The organism is Okeania sp. SIO2F5 (genome assembly GCF_010692685.1).
GTDB classification, from domain to species: Bacteria; Cyanobacteriota; Cyanobacteriia; order Cyanobacteriales; family Microcoleaceae; genus Okeania; species Okeania hirsuta.
Map to the genome: position 1 here is coordinate 1 of NZ_JAAHGU010000018.1, position 22,667 is coordinate 22,667.

The 22,667-nt window shown below is 36.2% G+C and carries 17 protein-coding genes; 8 read left to right on the top strand and 9 right to left on the bottom strand.

All coding sequences use genetic code 11. The features are described from left to right. A partial coding sequence (locus F6K27_RS09665; RefSeq protein ID WP_287275664.1) for an AMP-binding protein occupies positions 1–715 on the bottom strand: 715 nt, incomplete at its 3' end. Positions 716–1,870: 1,155 nt separating this feature from the next. Between F6K27_RS09665 and F6K27_RS09670 the strand changes: the two genes are divergently transcribed. Continuing rightward, positions 1,871–2,170, top strand: a complete 300-nt coding sequence (locus tag F6K27_RS09670) for a hypothetical protein (RefSeq protein WP_124143570.1) — start codon at positions 1,871–1,873, stop codon at positions 2,168–2,170. Between the two features lie 392 nt (positions 2,171–2,562). Here F6K27_RS09670 and F6K27_RS09675 read toward each other — a convergent pair whose 3' ends face one another. After that, entirely contained in the window at positions 2,563–4,260 is a 1,698-nt protein-coding gene (locus F6K27_RS09675; RefSeq protein ID WP_287275667.1) for a TrkA family potassium uptake protein, read from the bottom strand. Between the two features lie 934 nt (positions 4,261–5,194). On the opposite strand from F6K27_RS09675, the gene thiL reads away from it, so the two are divergent. Further along, positions 5,195–6,220: a thiamine-phosphate kinase gene (gene thiL, locus F6K27_RS09680; protein WP_287275668.1), complete on the top strand. Its 1,026-nt coding sequence runs from the start codon at positions 5,195–5,197 to the stop codon at positions 6,218–6,220. Positions 6,221–6,278: 58 nt separating this feature from the next. Here the strand turns inward: thiL and F6K27_RS09685 are convergent, their stop codons facing one another. Continuing rightward, positions 6,279–7,298 (bottom strand): type I glyceraldehyde-3-phosphate dehydrogenase, encoded by a 1,020-nt coding sequence (locus F6K27_RS09685; protein ID WP_287275670.1) that lies wholly within the window; start codon positions 7,296–7,298, stop codon positions 6,279–6,281. 1,166 nt (positions 7,299–8,464) lie between these two features. Between F6K27_RS09685 and murC the strand changes: the two genes are divergently transcribed. The 4 genes from murC to F6K27_RS09705 all read left to right on the top strand — a co-directional run bounded on the left by murC (position 8,465) and on the right by F6K27_RS09705 (position 13,464). Then, positions 8,465–10,093, top strand: coding sequence for a UDP-N-acetylmuramate--L-alanine ligase (gene murC, locus F6K27_RS09690; RefSeq protein WP_287275673.1), 1,629 nt, complete (start codon positions 8,465–8,467; stop codon positions 10,091–10,093). 74 nt (positions 10,094–10,167) lie between these two features. Next, the gene (murB, locus tag F6K27_RS09695; RefSeq protein ID WP_287275675.1) at positions 10,168–11,139 is read left to right on the top strand and encodes a UDP-N-acetylmuramate dehydrogenase; all 972 of its coding nucleotides are present in this window, start codon (positions 10,168–10,170) and stop codon (positions 11,137–11,139) included. Positions 11,140–11,987: 848 nt separating this feature from the next. Then, on the top strand, positions 11,988–12,338 hold the full coding sequence (locus F6K27_RS09700) for a YbaB/EbfC family nucleoid-associated protein (RefSeq protein ID WP_124143564.1): 351 nt from the start codon (positions 11,988–11,990) through the stop codon (positions 12,336–12,338). 649 nt (positions 12,339–12,987) lie between these two features. Beyond that, positions 12,988–13,464 carry a low molecular weight protein-tyrosine-phosphatase gene (locus F6K27_RS09705; protein ID WP_124143563.1) on the top strand — a complete coding sequence of 159 codons (477 nt, stop codon included), beginning with the start codon at positions 12,988–12,990 and terminating at the stop codon, positions 13,462–13,464. Between the two features lie 302 nt (positions 13,465–13,766). Here F6K27_RS09705 and F6K27_RS09710 read toward each other — a convergent pair whose 3' ends face one another. The 5 genes from F6K27_RS09710 to F6K27_RS09730 form a co-directional block, all read right to left on the bottom strand. Further along, positions 13,767–14,441, bottom strand: a complete 675-nt coding sequence (locus F6K27_RS09710) for a response regulator transcription factor (RefSeq protein WP_124143562.1) — start codon at positions 14,439–14,441, stop codon at positions 13,767–13,769. Positions 14,442–14,804: 363 nt separating this feature from the next. Continuing rightward, complete coding sequence (locus tag F6K27_RS09715) at positions 14,805–16,391, bottom strand: glucose-6-phosphate isomerase (protein WP_287275678.1); 1,587 nt, start codon at positions 16,389–16,391, stop codon at positions 14,805–14,807. Positions 16,392–16,444: 53 nt separating this feature from the next. Next, a complete protein-coding gene (locus tag F6K27_RS09720; RefSeq protein WP_124143560.1) occupies positions 16,445–16,702 on the bottom strand; it encodes a cytotoxic translational repressor of toxin-antitoxin stability system in 258 nt (85 codons plus the stop codon). Positions 16,703–16,736: 34 nt separating this feature from the next. Further along, entirely contained in the window at positions 16,737–16,982 is a 246-nt protein-coding gene (locus F6K27_RS09725) for a hypothetical protein (RefSeq protein WP_240038792.1), read from the bottom strand. 78 nt (positions 16,983–17,060) lie between these two features. Continuing rightward, the gene (locus F6K27_RS09730) at positions 17,061–17,306 is read right to left on the bottom strand and encodes an HNH endonuclease (RefSeq protein WP_124143559.1); all 246 of its coding nucleotides are present in this window, start codon (positions 17,304–17,306) and stop codon (positions 17,061–17,063) included. Positions 17,307–18,884: 1,578 nt separating this feature from the next. On the opposite strand from F6K27_RS09730, the gene F6K27_RS09735 reads away from it, so the two are divergent. Together F6K27_RS09735 and F6K27_RS09740 are read left to right on the top strand one after the other, a co-directional pair. After that, entirely contained in the window at positions 18,885–19,061 is a 177-nt protein-coding gene (locus tag F6K27_RS09735) for an element excision factor XisI family protein (protein WP_287275681.1), read from the top strand. 91 nt (positions 19,062–19,152) lie between these two features. Further along, positions 19,153–19,458 (top strand): DUF4090 family protein, encoded by a 306-nt coding sequence (locus F6K27_RS09740; protein WP_124143556.1) that lies wholly within the window; start codon positions 19,153–19,155, stop codon positions 19,456–19,458. Between the two features lie 665 nt (positions 19,459–20,123). On the opposite strand, the gene F6K27_RS09745 is transcribed toward F6K27_RS09740, so the two are convergent. Continuing rightward, positions 20,124–22,616: a dynamin-like GTPase family protein gene (locus F6K27_RS09745; protein WP_287275684.1), complete on the bottom strand. Its 2,493-nt coding sequence runs from the start codon at positions 22,614–22,616 to the stop codon at positions 20,124–20,126. Positions 22,617–22,667 lie beyond the last annotated feature (51 nt).

The following is a 22,667-nucleotide window of genomic DNA, read 5'->3' on the forward strand; positions in this document are numbered from 1 at the left end:
GTCTTGCCCCAGCTAACAATGGCCAGAAAAACTCCCAAATCGATACATCAAAACTAAATGGTGTCTTTTGAAGAACTCGATCTGAGCTGGTCAATTGATAAGTATCTTGCATCCAGAGCAAGCGATTGACAATTCCACGATGAGAGTTCATCGCTCCTTTCGGTTTTCCAGTCGAGCCTGATGTGTAGAGAGTATAAGCTAAATTTTCACTATTGACCGTGCTGAGTGGATTTTTCTGAGATTTTTGATCAAACTTTGACCAATCACTATCCAAGTAAATGAGACGAGCATGATTGTCAGGCAAGGCTGGGGCTGAGGTCTTACTCGTCAAAACCACCGACACTTGAGAATCAGACAACATATAGGCTAAACGTTTTTGAGGATAGCCCGGATCAAAGGGAATGTAAGCTCCCCCAGCCTTGAGAATGCCTAAGAGACTTATAACCATCTCTAGCGATCGCTCAAGGCAAATTCCTACTAATACGTTTGGACCTATCCCTAGATTCTGCAAGTAATGAGCTAGTTGATTGGCTTTTTGATTTAAACCTTCATAAGTTAGTTGGTTCCCCTCAAACACAACAGCTACAGAATTGGGAGTTCTTTCTACTTGCGCTTCAAACAACTGATGCAGACAAATATCCGGAGGGTAATCTACGGCAGTCTTGTTCAACTCTCTTAAAAACTTATAATTTTCTTGATATTGACTCAATCCCATATACCCTGATTTTTACTGTTAAAATAGCAATATTCTTTTGAGGTTATAATGGACTTTGAGTTTTTTGCCGAATAATTAATTAAGATTTAATGCCTCTCCTTTATAAGAAATAAGAAATAAGAAGTAAGAAGAAAATTATAGTGGTCAATAGGGGTCAAGGATTCAGCAAGTATTTATGCTTAATCTTTAACTGATAATTTGACTCCCGATCAAGGTAAATGAAGATAATTTATTTGAAGAAGGAGACAGGAGACAGGAGACAGGAGGAAAATTACATGGGGATTCTCACCCCAAGTAATTTTGAACACTCCAGTTGACGGTGGGGTATTAAACCCACAAAGAAAATGATAATATAAATACCTAAGCAAGCTACGGATTTTATACTAATTTTTATGTTAAAAATTGAAGTGCGGAATGTGGGTTTTAAGCTTCATTTTTCAGCGCTTGGTCAACCGTTTTACCGCAATTATGAATCATTTATCAACACAATTAAAACAGATAAACAGTTTCAAAATCTTACCCATATTGTTTTTTTCTAGGATATTTTCTACAGAACCCCAAGAGGACTGCTTTATGTTATCTAAATATACTTATCAAAATAATATGGGTTTAAAACCCCGCCTTGACTGGCGAAATATTTTTGGAGCCTTGCTCAAATCCCCGTTACAAAAATAACTTCTGACTTCTTACTTCTAACTTCGTTAAACCCTAGCCCAATATCACTATGGAAACATTTAAAAATAGCCTAGCTTTTTATGTTAACATGAAAAGCACATTACCTCTAGGGATATAACTAAATCTATATTCATATCGGGCAATTTAATTTATTTAGAGGTTGAATAAAATAAATCTTGACATATCGTTATATATTGTGATGTATTGTTGACAACAACCAGAGCAATTATTACAATCATACATAAATAAAATAGACAATATATATTCTGTCAGATTCTTAGTAGCCCAATTAACTAATCAGAGTTAGTTGTTCTGGCAATTAGCCAACTTTTAAATCTGTTTGAGAAGTCAAAGTATTAGTCTATTTTTTTTAGAAAAAATAGTTTTTAATCAAAAAGTGTTTCAGTCCGGAATGCTGTTTGCGGAGCATTCCGGTACGGAAAATGCTAATAGTTAGTTAAACCATATCGAGTCATAATTATGGCAAATAAACCAGAAACAAAACAAGCCTACGAAGCTAAAATCAAAGCTCAAATTGATAAACTTAATGCTCAAATTGATGAAATGAAAGCCAAAGCAAAACAAGCTAAAGCTGATGCTGCAATTAATTATCACAAAAAGATAGAAGAATTGTCTACTAAGCGTGATGCAGTCAAAACCAAATTTCAGGAACTACAAAACTCAAGCGAACAAGCATGGGGAGATGTAAAAGTTGGTTTTGAAAAGGCTTGGAATGATTTGCACAACGCCTTTGATAGTGCAGTTTCTAAGTTTAAATAACTGATATTTAGCTACAACTAATTACAGAGTATTTTTGACTATCCCCAGGACTAAAGTCACGGGGATTTTTAATGTGGCGTTGATGAATCAAGCTATGAAACCTAAATTTCGCCAAATATAAAATGCTTTTCAGTTAATAGTTAGATATAGCAATGAGCGCTGGTATATTTACAAATTGCAGGAGGGGTTAAATAGCTAAAAGTCTTATATTATCGGCAATTTATTCCCCCTTCCGGAGCTGTTGCTTTCCGGAGCTGTTGCCTGCGCACAGCGCTATAATTTTTCCTACCCACTTAATTAATTACGAAAAGTTGAAAACTCCTGAGTTAAAACCCAGGAGAATAAAAATGACATATTTGCAAACCTCCCAATCTATTCGGTGGAGAATTAAACTATTTAACAGCATTACTTATTAGTTGTATAGGTGCATCTCTCCAGAGTTGGTCTAATCTATTAGCTGGCATCGTTAAGTACAAAACATCACCAGAATTCAGAGTCGCATTTAGCAATTCCCAACCATGAATTTCTTTACCGTTGCTTTCTATATACAAAGGTACAAAATCAGCACTGCTAGCTGCTTGTTGAACAATTTTTCCACAAAAAGGATGTCCCGGTGTAATTAAAGTGGCTAACGCTACCCACAAACTATCTGTTGTAATCCCATTACCAAGAATTCTACCGCCGATAGCTGCTGCTGCAAAAGCAGGGGAAGCTAATTCTGTGGGACTAAGTACAGACTCAAACTCAAAAACCTGTTGCACCATTAGAGCTAAGTGCGGGTCTTGACTTCTCACCACAACTGTGATTTTAGGAACAAGTCCCTTGGCACTCAGAGCAATTTCTAAATTAACAATATCATTACCAGTTACAGCTAAAAGTGCTTCAGCTTTTTCAATATTGGCAACTTCTAGAGTCGTAGATAAACTTGCATCTCCCTCAATTACAGGAATTTTCATAGACCTGGCAGTACTGAGAAATCTACAGCTAGGGTTACGCTCTACCACTACTACTTCATACCCACTACCAATCAGTTGCTCGGCAATATGTAAACCAATGCCACCAAACCCACAAATAATGTAATGTTGTTTTAGTGGTATGCGGGCAGCATCCCAATACTCTTGGAAGCGAGTACCTAATACAAAATCATTCAGCAGCGCATAACAAATACCGACGATCGCCGTTCCTACAAGCATCATTATCGAAGTAAATACTTTGATACTGCCTGGTGCTTGTTCGGCTATTTTTTCATTTCCCCCTGCTCCTGTAATCATCCCAACTGTAAAGTAGAGAGAATCAACAAAGCTGTTATTCAGATTTATGCTAATATAAGTAATAGTGCAGAATAACACAGTTACTAAAAGAGCCAAGTTGAGAATTACTGCTGATTTACTGTGTCGCTGAAATTGCCTGAGTCTGCCAAATATCTTGAATAAGTAATAAACTAAATTTTGTCTGCGAGTTCGCAGCTTTGGTTTGCTAGAAATAATCAGACGATCTCCTACCTGTAACTCCCGCTCTTCTACTACAGCAGAGACTAAATCTATTGGATCTGCCACTGGTATATAGTAGATCAACATTAGAGAGCGGTCGTCCCACAAAGAACTCAGTTTACGACCTTTCCAAGGATGATTATGACCGATTAATTCTTCTCGCATTGGCCAGGTCTGATTGTATATGTGTAACTGGCCAATAGCATGATTTCCTAAAGCTGCAAAAGCAAACACTGGAGCTGCTAAAGCTGACACACTCATTGTTGTATGATCGGTTAGAGTGTGGTCTAAGCGATCGCCCAAACTTGTATTAAATAGGCGATTGATAATCCGAATTTTCGGATTGAGAATTCTTGCTAACATTAAGACGGCCAAATTAACAGACTCATCTTTCCCTGCTAAAACCAGAGTATGAGCGCTTTGAATGCCTGCTGCCAATAAGGTAGATGCTGAACGAAAGTTGCCGACAATAATCTCTGTACCCTCTCCACGGAGTGGGCGATCGCTTATACCTACAACTGTTGCACCCTGCTGTCTTAATAAACGGAATACTTTGTAGCCGGTACGACCCAAGCCACAGACTATTATTCTAGGTTTCATTAGATCGGGAAACTTATTAAAGTAATGTTAAGAAGTCATCTTTTAGTTTGTACTATAAACTATCATTTATTATTTATACTAAAAAAAATGTAACTTACAACACTGTTTTTTTGGTAATATTTATCTTTGATTTTTGTCAATAGCCATTCTTTTTATTGATTTATCTTGATTTTTTGACACAAAAATTAATGTTTTTTTTTAATTTTTATCAATCATTCAATTTTGACAATCATTCTTTTTAGTTAGTGAGTTACAAAAATTAGTTTAAATTCAGCTATTTTTCAAACTAATCAATCTCCTTAATAATTCATATTCTAACAAAAAAAGAACAAATATGTCAAAGTAATATTGATTTTTCATCGATAAAAAAAAATTTTTGAATGATTATATTTTTTGAAGAATATAGTGTATAATTACTATCAAAATTATGCACATGATTGAAAGTATATAAGTAGCTGATATAAAGCCTTTTTATGTTACTTACAAAATATTCTGGAAAAAGGCAATAGAAGCTAATAATTCAAAATTGCTATCTGAAATCTATTTTCAGTATAGAGGTAGCAAAACTTATTGTTTAATCTAACTTTTAGTTTCTAGAAATTTAGATAAATAACTATAGATTTAATACACTTTATTTTACTATTTCTCCAGAATTGAGAAATAGACTTAGATCCTCTCTTTATTCTTGACAACCTTGATTTAGGTAAAACTTGTAAATTAACTACAGATACTGATGATACTGATGATTTAAAGAGTAAGTTTGCAGATAATTACTGAATACATATTCTCCTATAGCTAAAAACAAAGTATTTTTCTATCGGTAATTATCCAAGCATGATATAAAAACAAATAATTGAGAAATTTTAGACTTTCAAAAGTAATTAGATATGTAGGTTTGAATTATAAATATAACTGCAGTATAGTATAGATTGTCATGACCACAGTTAAAGATATTAGTGAACAAGGACTTTTAAAGGTATTACACCGTTTTTGCCCCACAGAAGTTGTTGGGGATGATGCTGCTATTGTGCCAATTCAACCCCACAAATCATTAGTAGTTACAACAGATACACTCGTTGATGGAGTACATTTTAGCGATCGCACCACTTCCCCTGAAGATGTCGGTTGGCGTAGCGCTGCTGCCAACTTATCCGACCTCGCAGCAATGGGTGCATTCCCTATTGGTATTACGATCGCACTCGGTCTCACTGGCGATACTCCCGTTACTTGGGTTGAAAAACTTTACCAAGGAATTTCTGAATGTCTACAACCATATAATACTCCTATAGTCGGTGGAGACATTGTGCGATCGCCTATCCGTACTATCTCAATTACTGCTTTCGGACAAATTGAACCTTCACAAACTATTCTTCGTTCAAATTGTCAACCCCAAAACGCGATCGTTGTTACTGGAGTACATGGAGCATCAAAAGCAGGGTTAGAATTATTACTGCATCCAGAACTAGGTGAATTTCTCACAGAAGCAGAACGTTCTTCCCTAATTTTAGCTCATCAACGTCCTCGACCAAGGCTCGATATTTTAACAAATTTATGGAATTGCTTATCTTTAAATACTTCTAATAATTTAGAGAAAAACCAAAACTCAATTTTAGTAGGAGGAATGGATAGTAGTGATGGATTAGCAGATGCGATCATTCAGATGTGTCAAGCATCTCAGGTCGGAGCTAGGATTGATCGCAATCAAATTCCAATTCCTTCTTCTTTAACTAAACTTGCCTCACCGGAACAAGCATTAAAGTGGGCACTCTATGGAGGAGAAGATTTCGAGCTAGTTTTATGCTTACCTCCAATTTGTGGCCAAGAATTAGTCAAAAAAATTGGAGTCGGTGCAGCCATAGTAGGTACAACCACAGACGACACCGACATCTTATTAATAGATAGCCAAGGAATTTACCCAAACGAGCAACTTACACTTAGCCAAGCATTTCAACATTTTTGAAAAAATTATTTATCTTGGGTTTTTAACTCAATTGCCAGAGAGTGAAAACTCAGACACACTAAGCAGGCCACTTCTGTGCGACAACTTCAGCCAAGTCTACAACACGCTGACTATAACCCCATTCATTATCATACCAAGCAATAACTTTCACCATATCGCCATCCATAACCATTGTCAGACTAGCATCTACAATAGAAGATGAATCATGACCACGAAAATCACTAGAAACCAAAGGTAAATCGCAGTACTCAATAATACCCTTCATTGGTCCATTAGCAGCTTCTTGTATAACTTCGTTAACTTGTTCAGTAAAAGTATTTTTCTCAACTTGAGCTACAAGGTCAACAACAGAAACGTTAGGAGTAGGTACCCGCATAGCAATACCATTTAACTTACCTTTCATTTCTGGAATTACCAGAGCCACTGCTTTAGCTGCACCTGTAGAAGTTGGCACAATATTTACAGCCGCTGCTCTGGCCCGTCGTACATCTCTGTGGCTAGCATCCAAAATACGTTGGTCGCCAGTGTAACTATGAGTTGTGGTCATTGTACCTTTAATAATGCCAAAATTGTCATTTATCACTTTGACCACTGGAGCTAGACAGTTGGTTGTACAACTAGCATTGCTGACAATATTGTAATCATCATGCTCATAATCTTGATGGTTAACACCTACCACGAAAGTACCAACTTTTCCACCTTTACCAGGAGCTGTAATTAAAACCTTTTTTGCTCCAGCCTGTAAATGCTTTGAGGCTCCTTCTTCAGTTACAAATACACCTGTAGCCTCAATAATTAGATCGATATTCCAGTCTGCCCATGGTAAATTTAAAGGATTACGGTCGGATACACACTTAATTGTTTTACCATTAACTGTGATGGAATTTTCATCCGTACTAATATCTACACCCTTTAATGTGCCCAACATTGAATCGTACCTTAGTAGGTGAGCATTGGTTTTAGGGTCGGAAGTATCATTGATAGCAACAACATCAAGTTGGCTATCTGTACGAGTGAGCCAGCAACGTAAAAAATTTCGTCCAATCCGTCCAAAACCATTTATAGCAACTCTAATCACTTTTTACCTCCTAATAACAGCAATAATCATGTACAATTAAAGTTTTTGACAGTTTTACACACTAAATTAATCCAGTTTCAGTGTTAACTAGCTATCAGCGCTTCAGCATTTTCCGTACCGGAATGCTCCGCAAACAGCTATCAGCTTTTTGACCTTGGGTTTATACTCCGGCAACTAATGCGCCGGATGGTTGAGTCGGGGTTGAAATCCTCGACTAGGGCATAAAAAAAACTCCTAATGCTGACTGCTGACTGCTGACTGCTGACTGCTGACTGCTATTTAATTGAGCCAGGCCCCGTGCTGCCCCACTGGGTGCTTTTTGGTAGTTCCAGATATTGATTTCAGGCTTAAACTCTACCTTACCTTCATCTCAGATCCCTAACTTTTTCATTCAGAAGTGATATGAATTTTAGATAAGGAGAGCTTAAAAGAAAATTAATCTTGACCATTATCATACAGCAAAATGGTAATTTGGTAATTTTTTTGTAGGTTAATTACGATCCCTGCCATTAATCGAGTTAGCTATGGCATTAAATTTAAGTTTTTGTTCACAGCTTGTTGTATAAAGGAACCTATGTGGATGGGGTATAGAACTTGTGAGGATTTTTTTGTCAAAAGTCAAAATCATAAAAGTCAAAAGTCTACATTGAAGTCGAAAAATTTTTCTGCTCCACTAATCAATCCTGGGACAGTTTAAGTAGTAAGAAGATATAGAAGCGAATAAAAAACTTTTGTTAAATAGTTTTATAGTAAGTTATTCATAACAAATTTTGTTTGCTCAATTTAAGTAAGTCAGAATTAGCAACCCATTAGTTATTGGACAACAAGTTACTGACTAACAACTAATGCTTGAATAGCAATCTAAACTGTGAATGATAATTCATAATTGATTTTGTCTAGTTAGGTTCTATAAATACTTATTCTTTTGTATGTAAAAAATCCTGATAATTTATCCTTGATTAATTTTTCGAGGTATATCCGGAAAAAGACTGGCCAGTGGGTAAAGATTTGATAGAAAACAAACTCCATTACAAGCAAGTAATAGAGCTGATTAACTAAACTAACCAGTATTTTTGGTAAATTACTGCTAGACTCTATCTAAAAAAAAAAAATCCTGGTATGATATCGCGTGTTATGGGCGCAGTGTGGTGTATAAGGAGTAATTAATGTCTATATATGTAGATTTCAATGGTAGGCCGTTTCATTTTATTGGTATTGGAGGCATCGGAATGTCAGCTTTGGCTTACATTTTAGCCAAACGCAATTTACCAACTTATGGATCGGATCTAAAATCAAGCCATATAACAAAACGTTTGCAAGCAATAGGAACTCATATATTTTGGCATCAAGATGCTAAAAATTTAGAATTATTTCAACAAATTTCTCAAGAGAAAAATGTATCTCCGTCAAACGACTCAAACTTAAATTTATCTTCTATCGATCTCCGTCTAAATGCAGAAGCATTAATGACGGAAAAGCGCAATGGTAGGATGGAGGATAACCAAGAAATTTCGGAGCTGCCACAAGTAATTTGTTCGACAGCAATTAATAAAACTAACTCTGAGTATGAAGCCGCAATTGCACTGGGATGTCCCATTTTACATCGCTCAGATCTATTAGCAGCTTTAATTCAAGATTATCAAAGTATAGCTGTAGCAGGAACCCATGGCAAAACTACAACTAGCAGTCTCATCGGATTCATGCTTCTAGAAACTGGTTTAGACCCCACCATTGTTATTGGTGGAGAAGTGGATGCTTGGGAAGGTAATGCTCGTTTAGGTAACAGTCCTTATCTAGTCGCAGAAGCAGATGAATCAGATGGTTCTCTGGTTAAATTATCTGCACACATTGGTGTAGTAACAAATATTGAATTAGACCATCCAGATCATTATGAAAGTTTAGATCAGGTAGTAGAAACTTTCAAGGTATTTAAAGAAAATTGTCAAACTTTGGTAGGTTGTATAGATTGTTCTACAGTCAAAAACTTCCTCCAGCCAACTATTAGCTATAGTCTTAATTCAGATAATGATGCAGATTATACAGTCGATTGTGTAGATTATCAATCTCATGTTACCTTAGCTCGTGTTTGGGAGCGGGGCCAAATTCTGGGAGAGTTACAGTTGGGGTTATTAGGTAAACATAACTTAAGTAATGCTTTAGCTGCTGTAGCAGTAGGCAGGTTACTAGGTTTAGAATTTCCCGCTATTGCTTTGGCGATCGCTAAATTTGAAGGCGCTCATCGTCGATTTGAAAATCGCGGAGAGTGCAATGGTATTGTATTTATTGATGACTATGCTCATCATCCTAGTGAAGTTAGCGCAACTTTAGCCGCAGCTCGCTTACGAAAAAACAGTCAAAAAGTGACTACAAAATCTCGCACATCTACAACAAGTTTATCTTTTACAAAACAAAATAACTCATCGCCGATCCAAAGAGTTGTTGCTATATTCCAACCTCATCGTCATAGTCGTACTCAAGCTTTTGTTTCAGAGTTTGCTAAGTCATTTAATGATGCTGATATGGTAATTGTTACTGATATCTACAGTGCAGGAGAATCACCATTGGGTAAAATTACTGGCCAACAAGTAGCGGAAGCAATTTCTGGTTATCATCAACAGGTTTATTATCAACCATCTTTAGAATCAGTAACTGCATTTTTACATGAAGTCCTAACACCAGGAGATTTGGCAATATTTCTCGGTGCTGGCAACCTCAATAAAATTATTCCAGAGGTTATGGCATATTATCAAAAACCTCACTATCAGGTTGTATCTATTGAAACAGCTTATATATAGGAACATTCAGTTGAGTTAGCTAACTCTTAAACAATATCTTTATCTTTAAAATTACGATAATTCAAGTATTAGTTATGACAATGACTCTCCCTTATAACATAGCTAGTTCAGCTCAAAGGCCACAATATAAACCTATTCCACTACTGGGAACAGATTGTGTAATTAGGTCTAATGTTCCTTTAGCTCCTCTGACTTCTTTCCGAGTTGGAGGACCTGCTGAATGGTATGTCACACCAAAAAAATTAGATCAATTACAAGCAAGTTTTCAGTTTGCTCACTCTGAAGGACTACCAATTACTTTGCTAGGAGGAGGTTCCAATATGTTAGTGAGCGATAGTGGTTTACCAGGATTAGTTATTAGTAGTCGTAACCTTCGTCACATTAACTTTGAACAGGAAACAGGTCTTCTAACTGTAGGTGCTGGTGAATCATTACCACGTATTGCTTGGAAGGCAGCTAGAATGGGTTGGCAAGGTTTGGAGTGGGTTGTTGGTATCCCTGGTACTGTTGGTGGTGCTGTGGTAATGAATGCTGGGGCACAAGGAAAATGTATAGCTGATATATTAGTTAATGCCCATGTTATGTTGCCTGATGGTCGGATAGAAATTCTGTCTCCTCAAGATTTGGAATACAGCTATCGCCATTCTAGGCTACAAGGTAAGTCTATTTTGGTGGCTCAAGCTACTTTTCAGTTACAACCAGGGGAAAATCCTGCTTTAGTGACAGCTATCACTTCTGAAAATTTTAACAAGCGTAAGACTAGCCAACCTTATCATTTACCTAGTTGTGGTAGTGTTTTTCGCAATCCTGGGCCACAAGCTGCTGGTTGGTTAATTGAACAAACTGGTCTTAAGGGTTATCAAATAGGTATGGCCCAGGTAGCTCATCGTCATGCAAACTTTATTCTTAATTGTGGGGGAGCTACAGCTAACGATATTTTCCAATTGATATATCATGTTCAAGAACAGGTGGAAAAGCAATGGTCTTTTTTATTAAAACCAGAGGTAAAAATGATCGGAGATTTTTCAGGAGCAGCAACTTTATAATACCAGTACACTTAACCTGTGCTTCTAGCTAGTGTCGCTGCGCGGAAGTCAAAAGTCATGGATTCAAAAGTCAAAAATATTTATTGGTAAGGCTTTTCGGATTTTGTAATTGGTTAGTTATTTCTGCCATCCTGCACTAGTTAAACAATCTAGTTAAGTGCAAATTAGGTACACAAAATCGATAAATAAACTTTAGATATCGAGCTTTTCTGTTAATTATTCAGATTTCTAACTATAAGTAAATTACTATCAGGTTTCAATTAGTAATAGTCACTAAAATTGGCATGATTTTCAGATTCCCCACCTTCTGAATTAATTACTATATTTTAGGCATTTTATGGTCTACTAACAACTTTTAACGGCTTTGTTGCTAATTATGGTACAGGGAAATCTTGAATAAATTAGGGCTGGAAATGGCAGGTTCGTCATTCCAGTTATCAGTTATCAGTTATCATTACTGACTCCTGTTTGCGCAGCATGACCTAGGTAACCCAGAGGCAAGAAAATACTGAAGTTTACTTTTTTCATCCCCTTGTAGAGCTACAGCTTGTGGCACAGCTCAAGGGATGCTTGAAACCCTATTTTTTGGTCAAATTCTTAATTTAATTAGGTACTAAAAATCTATTGCAGTATTATGATTTTTATGTAAAGATGCCATGATATTATATATAAGGTAGGTGCGCATTTTGATCGGCTCCTACTAAAGCACAAAATCTAACTAGATTCTGTATAAATATATTGAGAATCTAGAAGAATTAAAATATGTGCTGCATAAATTATTAGGTCTCTAATAATTTAATGGCAACAAACAAATAACAAATAAGACTTACCATAGAAGAGTAGTAATTATGTCACAATCAGGAAAAGGCTTTAACTTCGGGTTAGGTAAAATGAAAGAACTAACAGAGGCTTTTAAAAAAGCTCAACAGGTTCAAGAAGGAGCTAAACAACTTCAAGAAGATCTGGATAAATTAGAGGTTGAAGGGGTAGCAGGTGGTGGTTTAGTCAAGGTTTTTTTGAGTGGAAACCAAGAACCACGGCGAGTAGAAATTTCACCTGATGCACTAGGAGAAGGGGCAGAAGTAATTTCTGAATTGGTGACAGTAGCAATGCAAGACGCTTATAGTAAGTCTACTGCTACTATGCGCGAGCGCATGGAAGATTTGACAGGTGGTTTAAATATACCTGGACTTTCATAAAGTCAGAAGTCAGAAGTCAGATAGGGGAGCCGTCGGATTGGCGACGTACAGAAGTTGTTTTTGTAACGGGTATTTGAGCAAGCCTACAAAAACATTTTGCCTTAAAAGGCGGGGTTACGCGACCCAATTATTTTGATAATTTAAGTCTTAATAGCTAGGGCAGGTTTAAGTTAAGAACCAATGTATCGTAGACTAATAACTAACCTGTATCCTAGTCTTAATCATATTTATAAAATTGTCATTTCAGTTAGTCTCCTCCGGAGGAACTTCGGACTTCAGTATCTCTAGCTGTTTGCGCAGCATTCCGTAGGAAAACCTTATTTAAAACATAAGGAATATTCTCTTTCTCTTGGTCGATTGGATATGGCGTTAGCGGAGCGGCTCTGCAAGAGCGGGTCTCCTCCCCATGCCACCCTTCGGGAAGCTGCGCTAACGACCGTTTTTTATACCCTTAAAAAGGGAGGCTTGAAACAAAAATTTTTCTTTCAGAAGACTACTGCTAAAGTAATTATTTCAATCATTTAGATGAATTTTTATGATTAATTAATGAGGCTTGATATTAGCGATAAAAAACTTTCTTATCCTCTTCCTTCTTCCTTCTTGCTTTTTCCTTTTTCCTTCTTCAAGATTACCTATTTTTGATTAATTTATGGAATATAAATTATTATTTGTTTGTCTTGGTAATATCTGCCGTTCTCCATCAGCAGAAAATATTATGAATCATCTGATAGAAAAAGCTAATTTGAGCGGCCGTATAGTTTGTGATTCTGCTGGTACAGGAGGCTATCATATAGGTAGTCCACCTGATTCTAGGATGACTTATGCAGCTAAGATGCGAGGAATTACCCTTAAAGGTGCAGCTCGTAAATTTCAAGTAGAAGATTTTGATAATTTTGACTTAATCTTAACAATGGATAAGGATAATTATCGGGATGTACTACGCTTAGATACTGCTGGTAAGTATCAGGATAAAGTCAAATTAATGTGTGGCTTTTGTAGGTATTTTGATGTGCAGGAAGTTCCCGATCCCTATTATGGTGGTCAGGATGGATTTGACCATGTGATTGAAATACTTTTAGATGCTTGTGAGGGACTGTTAGAGTATATTATTAATCAAAAAAAATAGCGGTCTATGAATGCTGAATTAGTCTAAATTTTTGGCAAAAAATAAACTCAAACTAACTAAATTTAAAATTAATTATTGATCTGCTGATTAAATCTAAAAGCATTTATATATAAAGGTTTTAGCTGTTTTAGGTTGAAAAAAATGCCTGGAAATCAGCTCTTCATACTCATGCATGGAGCGTATTTTAGGCGCATAGTTGGGCATAAAAATCATTCTTACAATTCTTACTTCTACCTCCTCTTAATTACCATTTTTCCTGTCTCCTGTCTCCTACTTCTACTGAAATACTTTTTCAGCAAACCCTAATTAGTCAAGTAATTTTCCATAGTAAAACGAACTAATTCAGCTCGATTATTAGTATTGGTTTTTCTAAATAAACTGCTGACATATTTTTCAATAGTTCTATGGCTTAAATGTAGGCGGTCGCCAATCTGAACATTAGAAAGACCATTAACTAAAAGACTCAAAACTTGTTGTTCTCGCTCAGTCAAACTAATCTTAGAATTGGCAATAACTGACTGAGATACTGCTTCTGAATAATGTGATTTAGATAGCTTTTCTGTCTGAGAATATTGGTTAAATATGGGTGAAATTTGGGCAATAAGAGCAGACCGCTCCAACAAAGACCGAACTATTGCTCCTAACTCTGGTAATTCAAAAGGTTTTGGTAAGTAAATATCACACCCCAAATTATAGCCTTTTACTCGTTCTTCTGTACTTGTATGGGCAGTTAAAAAAATCACAGGCAATAAACGAAAAATGGGACGCGATCGAACTTGTCGTACCAGGTCATAACCATTTATTTCTGGCATAGCAATATCAGTAATCATCAGGTGTGGCCGAGATTTCTCTAATAAATCCAAAGCTTGTTGACCATTTTCAGCTTTGACTACCGAGTAACCAGAAATCTCTAGGTAATCACCAACACATAAACGAGTTCCCAAATCATCATCAACTACGAGAATTGTTAAGGGCATTGTTTAATGGGAATAGGGAAGTAAATTAACATTGGGAGTAGGGAAATACCTAGACTATTAGTAACTAAATTTTTATGCTTGTGAAGTTATCTCCTAGTGACATTCTCATGGTGCTTAACCTGGATGTACGCGTAGACTTCCCAAGATTATAATTATGTGGGTTGCTGTCCAACGCAACTTATTATCTTAGGTCAGAAAGCACCCACAAACTTACTTTACAGGCTATTTCCGGGTCCCAGAGTCCTTGAGTTACTATATTCTCTAGTCCATGAGTAAAAACTATATCTGTTGCTGCACAATCTGGATGAGTCCAATAACCAACCCGAATGCTCTAGGCCAAATTAATACCTATAATACTTAATACTACTGATAGCTTACAGCTAAATTAACTGGTTGCCCAAGATTTCCATGAAAAACAATATTCTGTTGGTTAGCTGCCAAATGGCGCAAAATCTTATAGATGATTTCTATTTTGTCATCAGCACCTACTTTTTGGGCAATTTCTTCTAAAGATAGGGGAGAAACCTCTTGCTTGAGGACATTTACTACCTGTTGTTGTAACTCTAGCACTGTGGCCGCAGCTTTTTTACCTGCTTCTACTCCTGGTTGGTGATAGGCATTAATATTAACTAGAGAGCCATAAAAACTAACAGCTCTCTCATAAAGAGCAATTAAGGCCCCTACATTTTTAGGATTAACTTTGGGTATTGTAACTGTAATAGAATCTCGCTGATTTTCATAAAGTGCTTGTCTAGTACCTTGTAGAAAACCAGATAAGTAGTCACCAGAGGTTACTCCTGGTTCTACTTCAGGAGAAATACCTTGACGGTCTTCTAGAACTTCGATAAAGGTAAGAAAGAAATTAGGTACACCATCACGCAACTGTTGTACATAAGCGTGTTGGTCTGTGGAACCTTTATTACCATAAACTGCAATACCTTGGTTGACTATATTACCATCTAGGTCTTTTTCTTTGCCTAAAGATTCCATGACCAACTGCTGTAAATAACGGCTGAACATTAGCAGACTGTCTTTGTAGGGGAGAACTACCATATCTTTTTCCCCTCGTCCGTTACCTACCGCATACCAACTCAAAGCTAATAAAGCAGAGGGGTTGCCTTTAATATCATGTTTGCGAGTGGCTATGTCCATTTCTTTTGCCCCATCTAACATAGCCTGGATGTCAATTCCTTGCAATGCTGCTGGTAGTAAACCAACGGAGGATAATTCTGAAGTACGTCCCCCTACCCAGTCTGCCATGGGGGTAATATTTAGCCATCCTTCAGATTTGGCAATTTTACCTAGTTTACTATCGGGGGTGGTAGTTGCGACGGCGTGGGGAGCAAAGTCTAGATTTTGAGCAGCATAAGCTGCTTTGACTTCCATCATACCGTTGCGAGGTTCTGGCGTACCCCCTGATTTGGAGATGACTATGACTAGGGTACTTTTGAGGCGGTCTTTGAGTTTGTAGAGTACGCGGTCGATACCTGCAGGATCGGTATTGTCGATGAAATGTATTTGCATTGGTGGGTCATTTGGACTAAGGGCTTCGGCCACAAATTGAGGACCGAGAGCTGAACCACCGATACCAATGGACAGAATATCTGTAAATTTGGGGGCATTAGGAGGTTTGATTTCTCCACTATGGACTTTCTTGGCAAAAGTCTCAATCTGTTCGATAGTCTGGACAATTTCTTGTTTGATTTCGGGGGTGGCCGCAAGTTCTGGGGATCTCAGCCAGTAGTGGCCAACCATCCGGTTTTCGTCTGGGTTGGCGATCGCACCTTTTTCTAATTGTTCTATATCTTGGAAAGCTTTTTCAAATTTTGGCTTGATTGTTTCTAGAAAAGAATCGTCAAATTTAATGCGACTTATATCAACATAAAATTTTAATCCTTCATGGTAATAAAGCCAGTTAATATAGCGTTGCCAGAGTGCTTTTGAGTCCATAAAAATTACTGTATTTTTTGTTTTTTTTAGTCTGCTATCTATAGTTTATAATATTAAATTTGTGGCTTTGGTAAAATACGGATAAATTTAAGAATTTGACCTGTTACTTCTATACCAATTAGATATTTGTCCACAGTAAATCTGTAGAAAATAGCACTGGTTCCAAGTTGTCTTAATTCTGGTAGTTCTTGTAAGTAATTTATTTGACTGAATTTGAGAAAAACAAAATCATATATTTTTTTGTAGGCGGCAGTTTCTAAAGTTTTTAGGTCTTGGACAAAAGACCGAGCATAACGCACTTCTAGGTTCACAATAATATTGTTTTTTCTATATCTTAATTTATTATTATTGGTTATTTTTAGTTTGACTATCTTCTCGGTCAAAATACAATATTTGTATGGCTTCTTCTTTGGTTAATATATCTCCTGGTTTATGAGTTGTTTTAGATTGTTGAATAGCTTGTAGCATGAAGCTATCATAATAAAGTGTTTGTAAATATTCCCAACCTCTTTCTAGGTCTATATCAGACATTCTACTTATTAGAGAGTACAACTTACTTTTAAGAAAGTTAATTCTTTTTGAATTTACCATATATTTATCCTGATTTAATCCGGTTCCATTTTACTCAAAAATTGAGATTTTTCGGGGGTGGAATAATTTTTTTTGGCTTTAGTTACTGAAGTTCCGTTGGAATCGTGGGTCAAAGTTATGTTTCTTTTTTTGATTACATTTACTACAGAGGGTTTGTAGGTTACTAATATCATTACTACCACCACTAGCTAGGGGGATAATATGGTCTATAGTAAGTTGTGTTTCTCTAGTAGTTTTACCACAACTTTTACAATGGTAGCGGTCGCGCTCGAATACATATTTTCTGACTGCTAAAGGAATGTTTATTCGGGGAGTTTTGCTCATAATTTATTTCTGATTAAATCTCTAATTTTTGTTAATTCAGTATGATTATATCACCAGTTAATAGTTTATTAAAATACTAACATTATCCCTGCCCTCGTTTGTGCAGCATGACAAACGGAAAGTCAGAAATAGGAAGTCACCAAGTCAGAAGTTTTTCCCCGTGATAATTTCGGTAATAAAATCTCTATTTCTAGACGGATAAATAGGGTAACGCAACCCCCGCTATAAATTTTATTTTAGCGGTTGAAAATTAGTGGTAAGTAACAATCTCCCACTAATTTTAACTTCTGACTTTCGCTCCGAATGCTGCGCAAACACACTTCTGATTTCTGACTTCTTGAATTTACTATGGATATTCAGTTATAATAAATCTTGAAGCATAATATTTTATCGATCAAATAATGCTAGCAAAAGATACTTACAAGAATACAGTTAAAATGCTTTAAATGCTTGAATTAAAGATGGGTTGACTATTCTAGTGCCGCTACGCGGAAGTCAAAAGTCAAAAGTCAAAAGTCAAAAGTATTGATTGGTAAGGCTTTTAGGATTTTTTAACTGGTCAGTTATTTCCGCCATCCTGCACTAATCGCTTCTGATTTTCTACAATATTGAAGCTCCGGATGTCTTGACTGCGCTATTGGCAGATTTTTCTAGATAACTAAAACCTTATTCTTTCTTGAATTAGTTCATAAATCAGATGAAATTTGCAATTACTATAACAATTTTATTTGAATTTTGAAATACCCTAGACTTTTAGATAATAATACGAATTTTATAAATCTTAGCTACAAATAGCTAGTTTATTTCTTAGGAGTCAGGTAGGGAAGCTGTCGGATTAGCAACGTACAGAATGAATAGCTTCAATATCATTTATTAGGTCTTCAACAATTAATAATTAATAATTAATAATTAACAATTACCTCTCTTTGAAAAGAAGAGGATTGACTAAAAGGAAAATTTTTTCTTTTCTCTTGGTCGATTGGATATGGCGTTAGCGGAGCGGCTCTGCAAGAGCGGGTCTCCTCGCCATCCCACCCTTCGGGAAGCTCCACTTTTTCCGTTTGTCATGCTCCGCAAACATGTCGCGCAGCGTTAACGGAGTTGTGCGCCAGCAAAACGACCGCTTTTCTCCTTTAAAGGAGAGACTTTAAACCTTAATTATTCGGTAAGTTATCTTTTTAGTCAAAGAGGCATTTCCTGCACTTGTGTTTTAATTGCCCTGATTATTCGTAACATTCTTTTTTTTAATTAGTATAAGGAATAGGGAAAACTAAAGTAATAAAATTCTCATAAATCATTCCGGATTGCTGTATTTATGGTTAACAGTTGATTAGTAAGGAAAAAAGAATGGGCGTTGGTAAAGCGCGTGTATGATATTAATCTTAATTCTTTAGGAGTCAACCCACCCGCGTGCCCCTCCCAGGAGGGGAAGTCAGTCGGAGCGAGTCAGGAGGGAAGAAAGAATCAGAAACCCCGAGTAAAAGGAGAAAGTTTTTTGGTCGCGTAAAGGTCACGGAGTTCTATCGCCGCGCTCTTATCCAGACATGATATCATACCTCAAATTACCAACGCCAAAAAATGAAATATACTGATGTTTATATTGAGTTTAAAAATGAAAATATTTACATAGAACAATATTTTACTGGAGAAGGAATAACTGATGAGTTAATCAGATTAGATATTATTAAAAGTGATATTATTTTTGTTTTTAAAGCTCCAGAGGTGAGAAAGTTTACTGAGTTTGCTATGAGTTAAATTTTAATTGGAAAAATTTACTCCTATAGAAAGTTTTGAGGTGTGCCTTACACGAGATAAAATAATCATGTAAACCCAATAATTTTTTGCTATGTCTTCAGAAAAAACTTCCACAACTGCATCCACTACTGGAGCAGATGCTGTGGATGAGGCGATCGCTAAAGGAATAGATTTAGATGGTTCTGCTATCCCAACAGAAAAGCTCGACCTTTATCACAAGGTAATGGCATTAGAAGGTCAACGACAACGGAGTGGGGTTAGTAATACAATGCGGTCTCGTATTGTGCGTATTGGGGCGAAGCATATTTCCCAGGAAGAGTTAAATCAAATGTTGAAAGATGCAAATTTTGCTCCACTTAAAGAGAAAGAAATTGCTTTTTATTATGGTGGGAAATAAAAATAGTTTGTAGTTAGTATTTTAATGTTTTTGTTTCAGGGTTTGATAATTGTTATCTCTAAATTTTGAATCCTGACAGGAGGGGGAAGCATTCGGAAAGAAAATCTAGAGTTTATACTTTTAGTTACTGCCTGAATGTTAGCCCCTACAGAATATTTTCAACTAGGTAAACAGGGGATTTTTTCTATAGCACTCCGTCTTTTGGCGTTTGACAATAAATTTTGGTTGTAAGGGAACACCGGAGTAGGGAACAGGGAACAGAAGAATGTCAAGAGCGTATTTGCGTAGCGCTATATCTTCAAAATGATCGGGTTTATCAAAATATATTGATTTTTGGTATTACATCAATTTGCAAAAAGAATGTTACGAATAATAAGTGCGATTAAAAGACTTGACAGGAGATATCTCTTTGACGAAAAAGATAATTTACAACCTAAAAAATGGAATCGAAGCCATTCATTCTGACTCGGTCCTCCTAACTTCCCCTCCTGGGAGGGGTTAGGGGTGGGTTGACTCCTAAGAAATAACCTATTGATTTGTAGTAAATATTTATCAAACTGGTATTACTTTTAACTTTTGACTTTTGACTTTTGCCTTGCGCAAAGCACTATAACTGTAGGATGCTTCAACAACACACCCTACATTTTTCTGAAATAAAACTACCCCTAACTATTCAAATTCATCTGCTGTCTTAAATCATCAAGTGGAGATACTTCTTCACTCTCCAATAATTTCTCATTTTCATCACTTACTACATCCAAATCATCCCCATTTTTCCCAAAATTAAACCCATAAATAATTGGCAATTGTCGCTCATTCAATAACATCGTCCGTAAACAACTATTAATACTAGAAACCAACTGATTATAAACCCCTATTTTCTCCTCAACCTCAGTTTGTAAATGTAAATTTCGTTGAATTTTTTCCGCAGCTTCAGTCTCCAAACTTTTCTCTAAATATTCCCGCGCTTGATTATATTGCTGCATAATATCTTCCCCTTGTTTTTCCGCCATAGGTAATAAATGAGTCTTCAAAGTTTGATTCAAAGTCTGACGAAAAGTCTGTCGAATAGTCCTAGAAACTTTCGGCTCAAAATCCAACTTCAACAATTGCCTAATTGACGGTTCAGCTTCTACCATACTGCTACAATCAAAACTTTGAGAAGTCTGCAACAAAGTCTGCCGAAACTGATAGATAGAAAAAGTTCCTTCATCATAAAAACGGGGACTTTCTCGCACAAACCTGTCACATTCTATCCGCGCCGCACTTATTAATGCCGTAGTAACTACTTTTTTTACTTCCTTTAAATGTTGTTCAATACTTCCATCATTCCCCAACAAACGATAAAGTTGCCGATAATATTCTGACTTGCGGACTCGGTCAATTAAACGTTGGAAAAATCCACTTACTACTGACTGGGTAGAATCAACTAAAATATCCTCCAATTGATTGGCTAAATAATAAAGTGCTTCGACTAAAACTGCTAATAAAGGTGCCGTTGCATTCCGTGGATGATTAATAGTTGCCCTACTATAAGCAGCTTCTACAGAAAAAGTATCTAACAGTTCATCTAAACGACGAATCATTCGAGATTGGAGTTGATTAAAATCTGCTTCAAAAGCATCACATTTATTTGTGACTAGCAAATTTACTTCCTCAGAAATATGTTGATTAAATCCTTCGCCCACCTCCTGAAGTTGAGAATTCAACAATGATAATTCCTGGATTTTCATTGCCTCTATTTCCTGGGGTTGACTCGCCAAGTTTTGTTGAGTAGCTAAATAATTTTTCTGTAATTGAATACAGATATTTTGCAAATCATCTGCCAAATTTGCAAATAATTGTGGACGTTTTTCCTCCTTCAGATACCGAGTAATTCCATTCCTAAATTCTTCTATTCCACTATCTTTTATTAATTGTTCGATTAACGGTTTACCCCACTCACCTAAAATCCGGACATAATTTTCATTAGGCGACTCAAAACCATTAATACTTATCCGAAAATTACTCGGAAGTTTGCGAGAAGTACCACAATAATTGTTAAAAGCATAGACAAATTGTGGTGTTTCCTCCTCCTCATCTAAACCTTTAACACTATTAGCAAATATACTATCTAAACCAAAGCGATCGCCTAAACTTGCTTCTTTTATTAAACTGCCATAAAAACCTAACAACCCACTGGTTTTATAAATCCTTTCTGTATCCCGAAAATCAGAAATAATCAAACTTTCTAATCGTTGTCTGAGTTGAGAATTGTACCAAGTTTCATCAATACGATTAAACACATAAAAAACCCGGTCTCTAATTCCAGGATTTTCTCGCATTTTTTCCAGTAATTCTGTTTCTTCAGTTGTCATATCTCCCGCAGCAGCAGCTTTTAAAACACAAACAACCGCAGAAGTTTCTGGATGCTCTATTTTGTCATAAGTAACTTGAGCATCTTTTTCTACTGGCGCATCAATTCCTGGAGTATCAATAATTACATTTCCATCTTCTAAAAGAGGATGATGACAATAATATTCTACTCTCTTCAACACAGCACTATTCATCCCCCGTCGTGCATAACTTGCCGCTTCTTTCAGGTTAGAAAAATTAAACTGCTCCATAGAATAAATAGCATTTTCAGCAGAATGAATACATTCTTTATTCGCCTCAAAACCATCTACTAATAATTTCAATGCTTTTGCTTGTTTAGCCCGCTCCGATTTATTTTCGCCACCTTCATTTTTAATAATTGCGTCGCATTGTTCCCTAATAATTTGGATTACCTTTGGTTGTTGAATATTAGCATTGGAGTCTAAACCTAATTCCTGTCGTAAAATTGCTACTTGTTCTTGAATTTCTTTCCCGCTTAAAAATGTTAAAACTACTCGTTCTTTTTCAGGTTCGGCATATTCTATATAACATTCTGTTCCTGTAGCATGTCCCTCTGCACTATAAAGTAATTCTCTTCCTAATAAAGCATTAATTAACATCGACTTACCCGCACTAAAAGCTCCTGCAAATACTATTTCAAATTTGGGAGAAATTACTTTATTTAAAGAAGCACGAACCGCTGTTGTATCTTGTTGTCTTAGAGTAGATTCTTGATGCAATAATTGAAGTAAATTTTCTACCTGATTTTGTAAGTATTGACATTGAGTAGGAATTATATTCATTTCTATTTTATGGTGTGAGTAAATGTCTGTTATTTTATTATTAATTATTTG

Excerpts from the sequence above, each read along its gene's own strand:
- F6K27_RS09675 (WP_287275667.1), bottom strand. The coding sequence starts at position 4,260 with ATGAAACCTAGAATAATAGTCTGTGGCTTGGGTCGTACCGGCTACAAA.
- murC (WP_287275673.1), top strand. The coding sequence starts at position 8,465 with ATGTCTATATATGTAGATTTCAATGGTAGGCCGTTTCATTTTATTGGT.
- F6K27_RS09705 (WP_124143563.1), top strand. The coding sequence starts at position 12,988 with ATGGAATATAAATTATTATTTGTTTGTCTTGGTAATATCTGCCGTTCT.
- F6K27_RS09725 (WP_240038792.1), bottom strand. The coding sequence starts at position 16,982 with ATGGTAAATTCAAAAAGAATTAACTTTCTTAAAAGTAAGTTGTACTCT.
- murB (WP_287275675.1), top strand. The coding sequence starts at position 10,168 with ATGACAATGACTCTCCCTTATAACATAGCTAGTTCAGCTCAAAGGCCA.
- F6K27_RS09730 (WP_124143559.1), bottom strand. The coding sequence starts at position 17,306 with ATGAGCAAAACTCCCCGAATAAACATTCCTTTAGCAGTCAGAAAATAT.
- F6K27_RS09710 (WP_124143562.1), bottom strand. The coding sequence starts at position 14,441 with ATGCCCTTAACAATTCTCGTAGTTGATGATGATTTGGGAACTCGTTTA.
- F6K27_RS09745 (WP_287275684.1), bottom strand. The coding sequence starts at position 22,616 with ATGAATATAATTCCTACTCAATGTCAATACTTACAAAATCAGGTAGAA.
- F6K27_RS09700 (WP_124143564.1), top strand. The coding sequence starts at position 11,988 with ATGTCACAATCAGGAAAAGGCTTTAACTTCGGGTTAGGTAAAATGAAA.
- F6K27_RS09740 (WP_124143556.1), top strand. The coding sequence starts at position 19,153 with ATGTCTTCAGAAAAAACTTCCACAACTGCATCCACTACTGGAGCAGAT.
- F6K27_RS09670 (WP_124143570.1), top strand. The coding sequence starts at position 1,871 with ATGGCAAATAAACCAGAAACAAAACAAGCCTACGAAGCTAAAATCAAA.
- F6K27_RS09735 (WP_287275681.1), top strand. The coding sequence starts at position 18,885 with ATGAAATATACTGATGTTTATATTGAGTTTAAAAATGAAAATATTTAC.
- thiL (WP_287275668.1), top strand. The coding sequence starts at position 5,195 with ATGACCACAGTTAAAGATATTAGTGAACAAGGACTTTTAAAGGTATTA.
- F6K27_RS09715 (WP_287275678.1), bottom strand. The coding sequence starts at position 16,391 with ATGGACTCAAAAGCACTCTGGCAACGCTATATTAACTGGCTTTATTAC.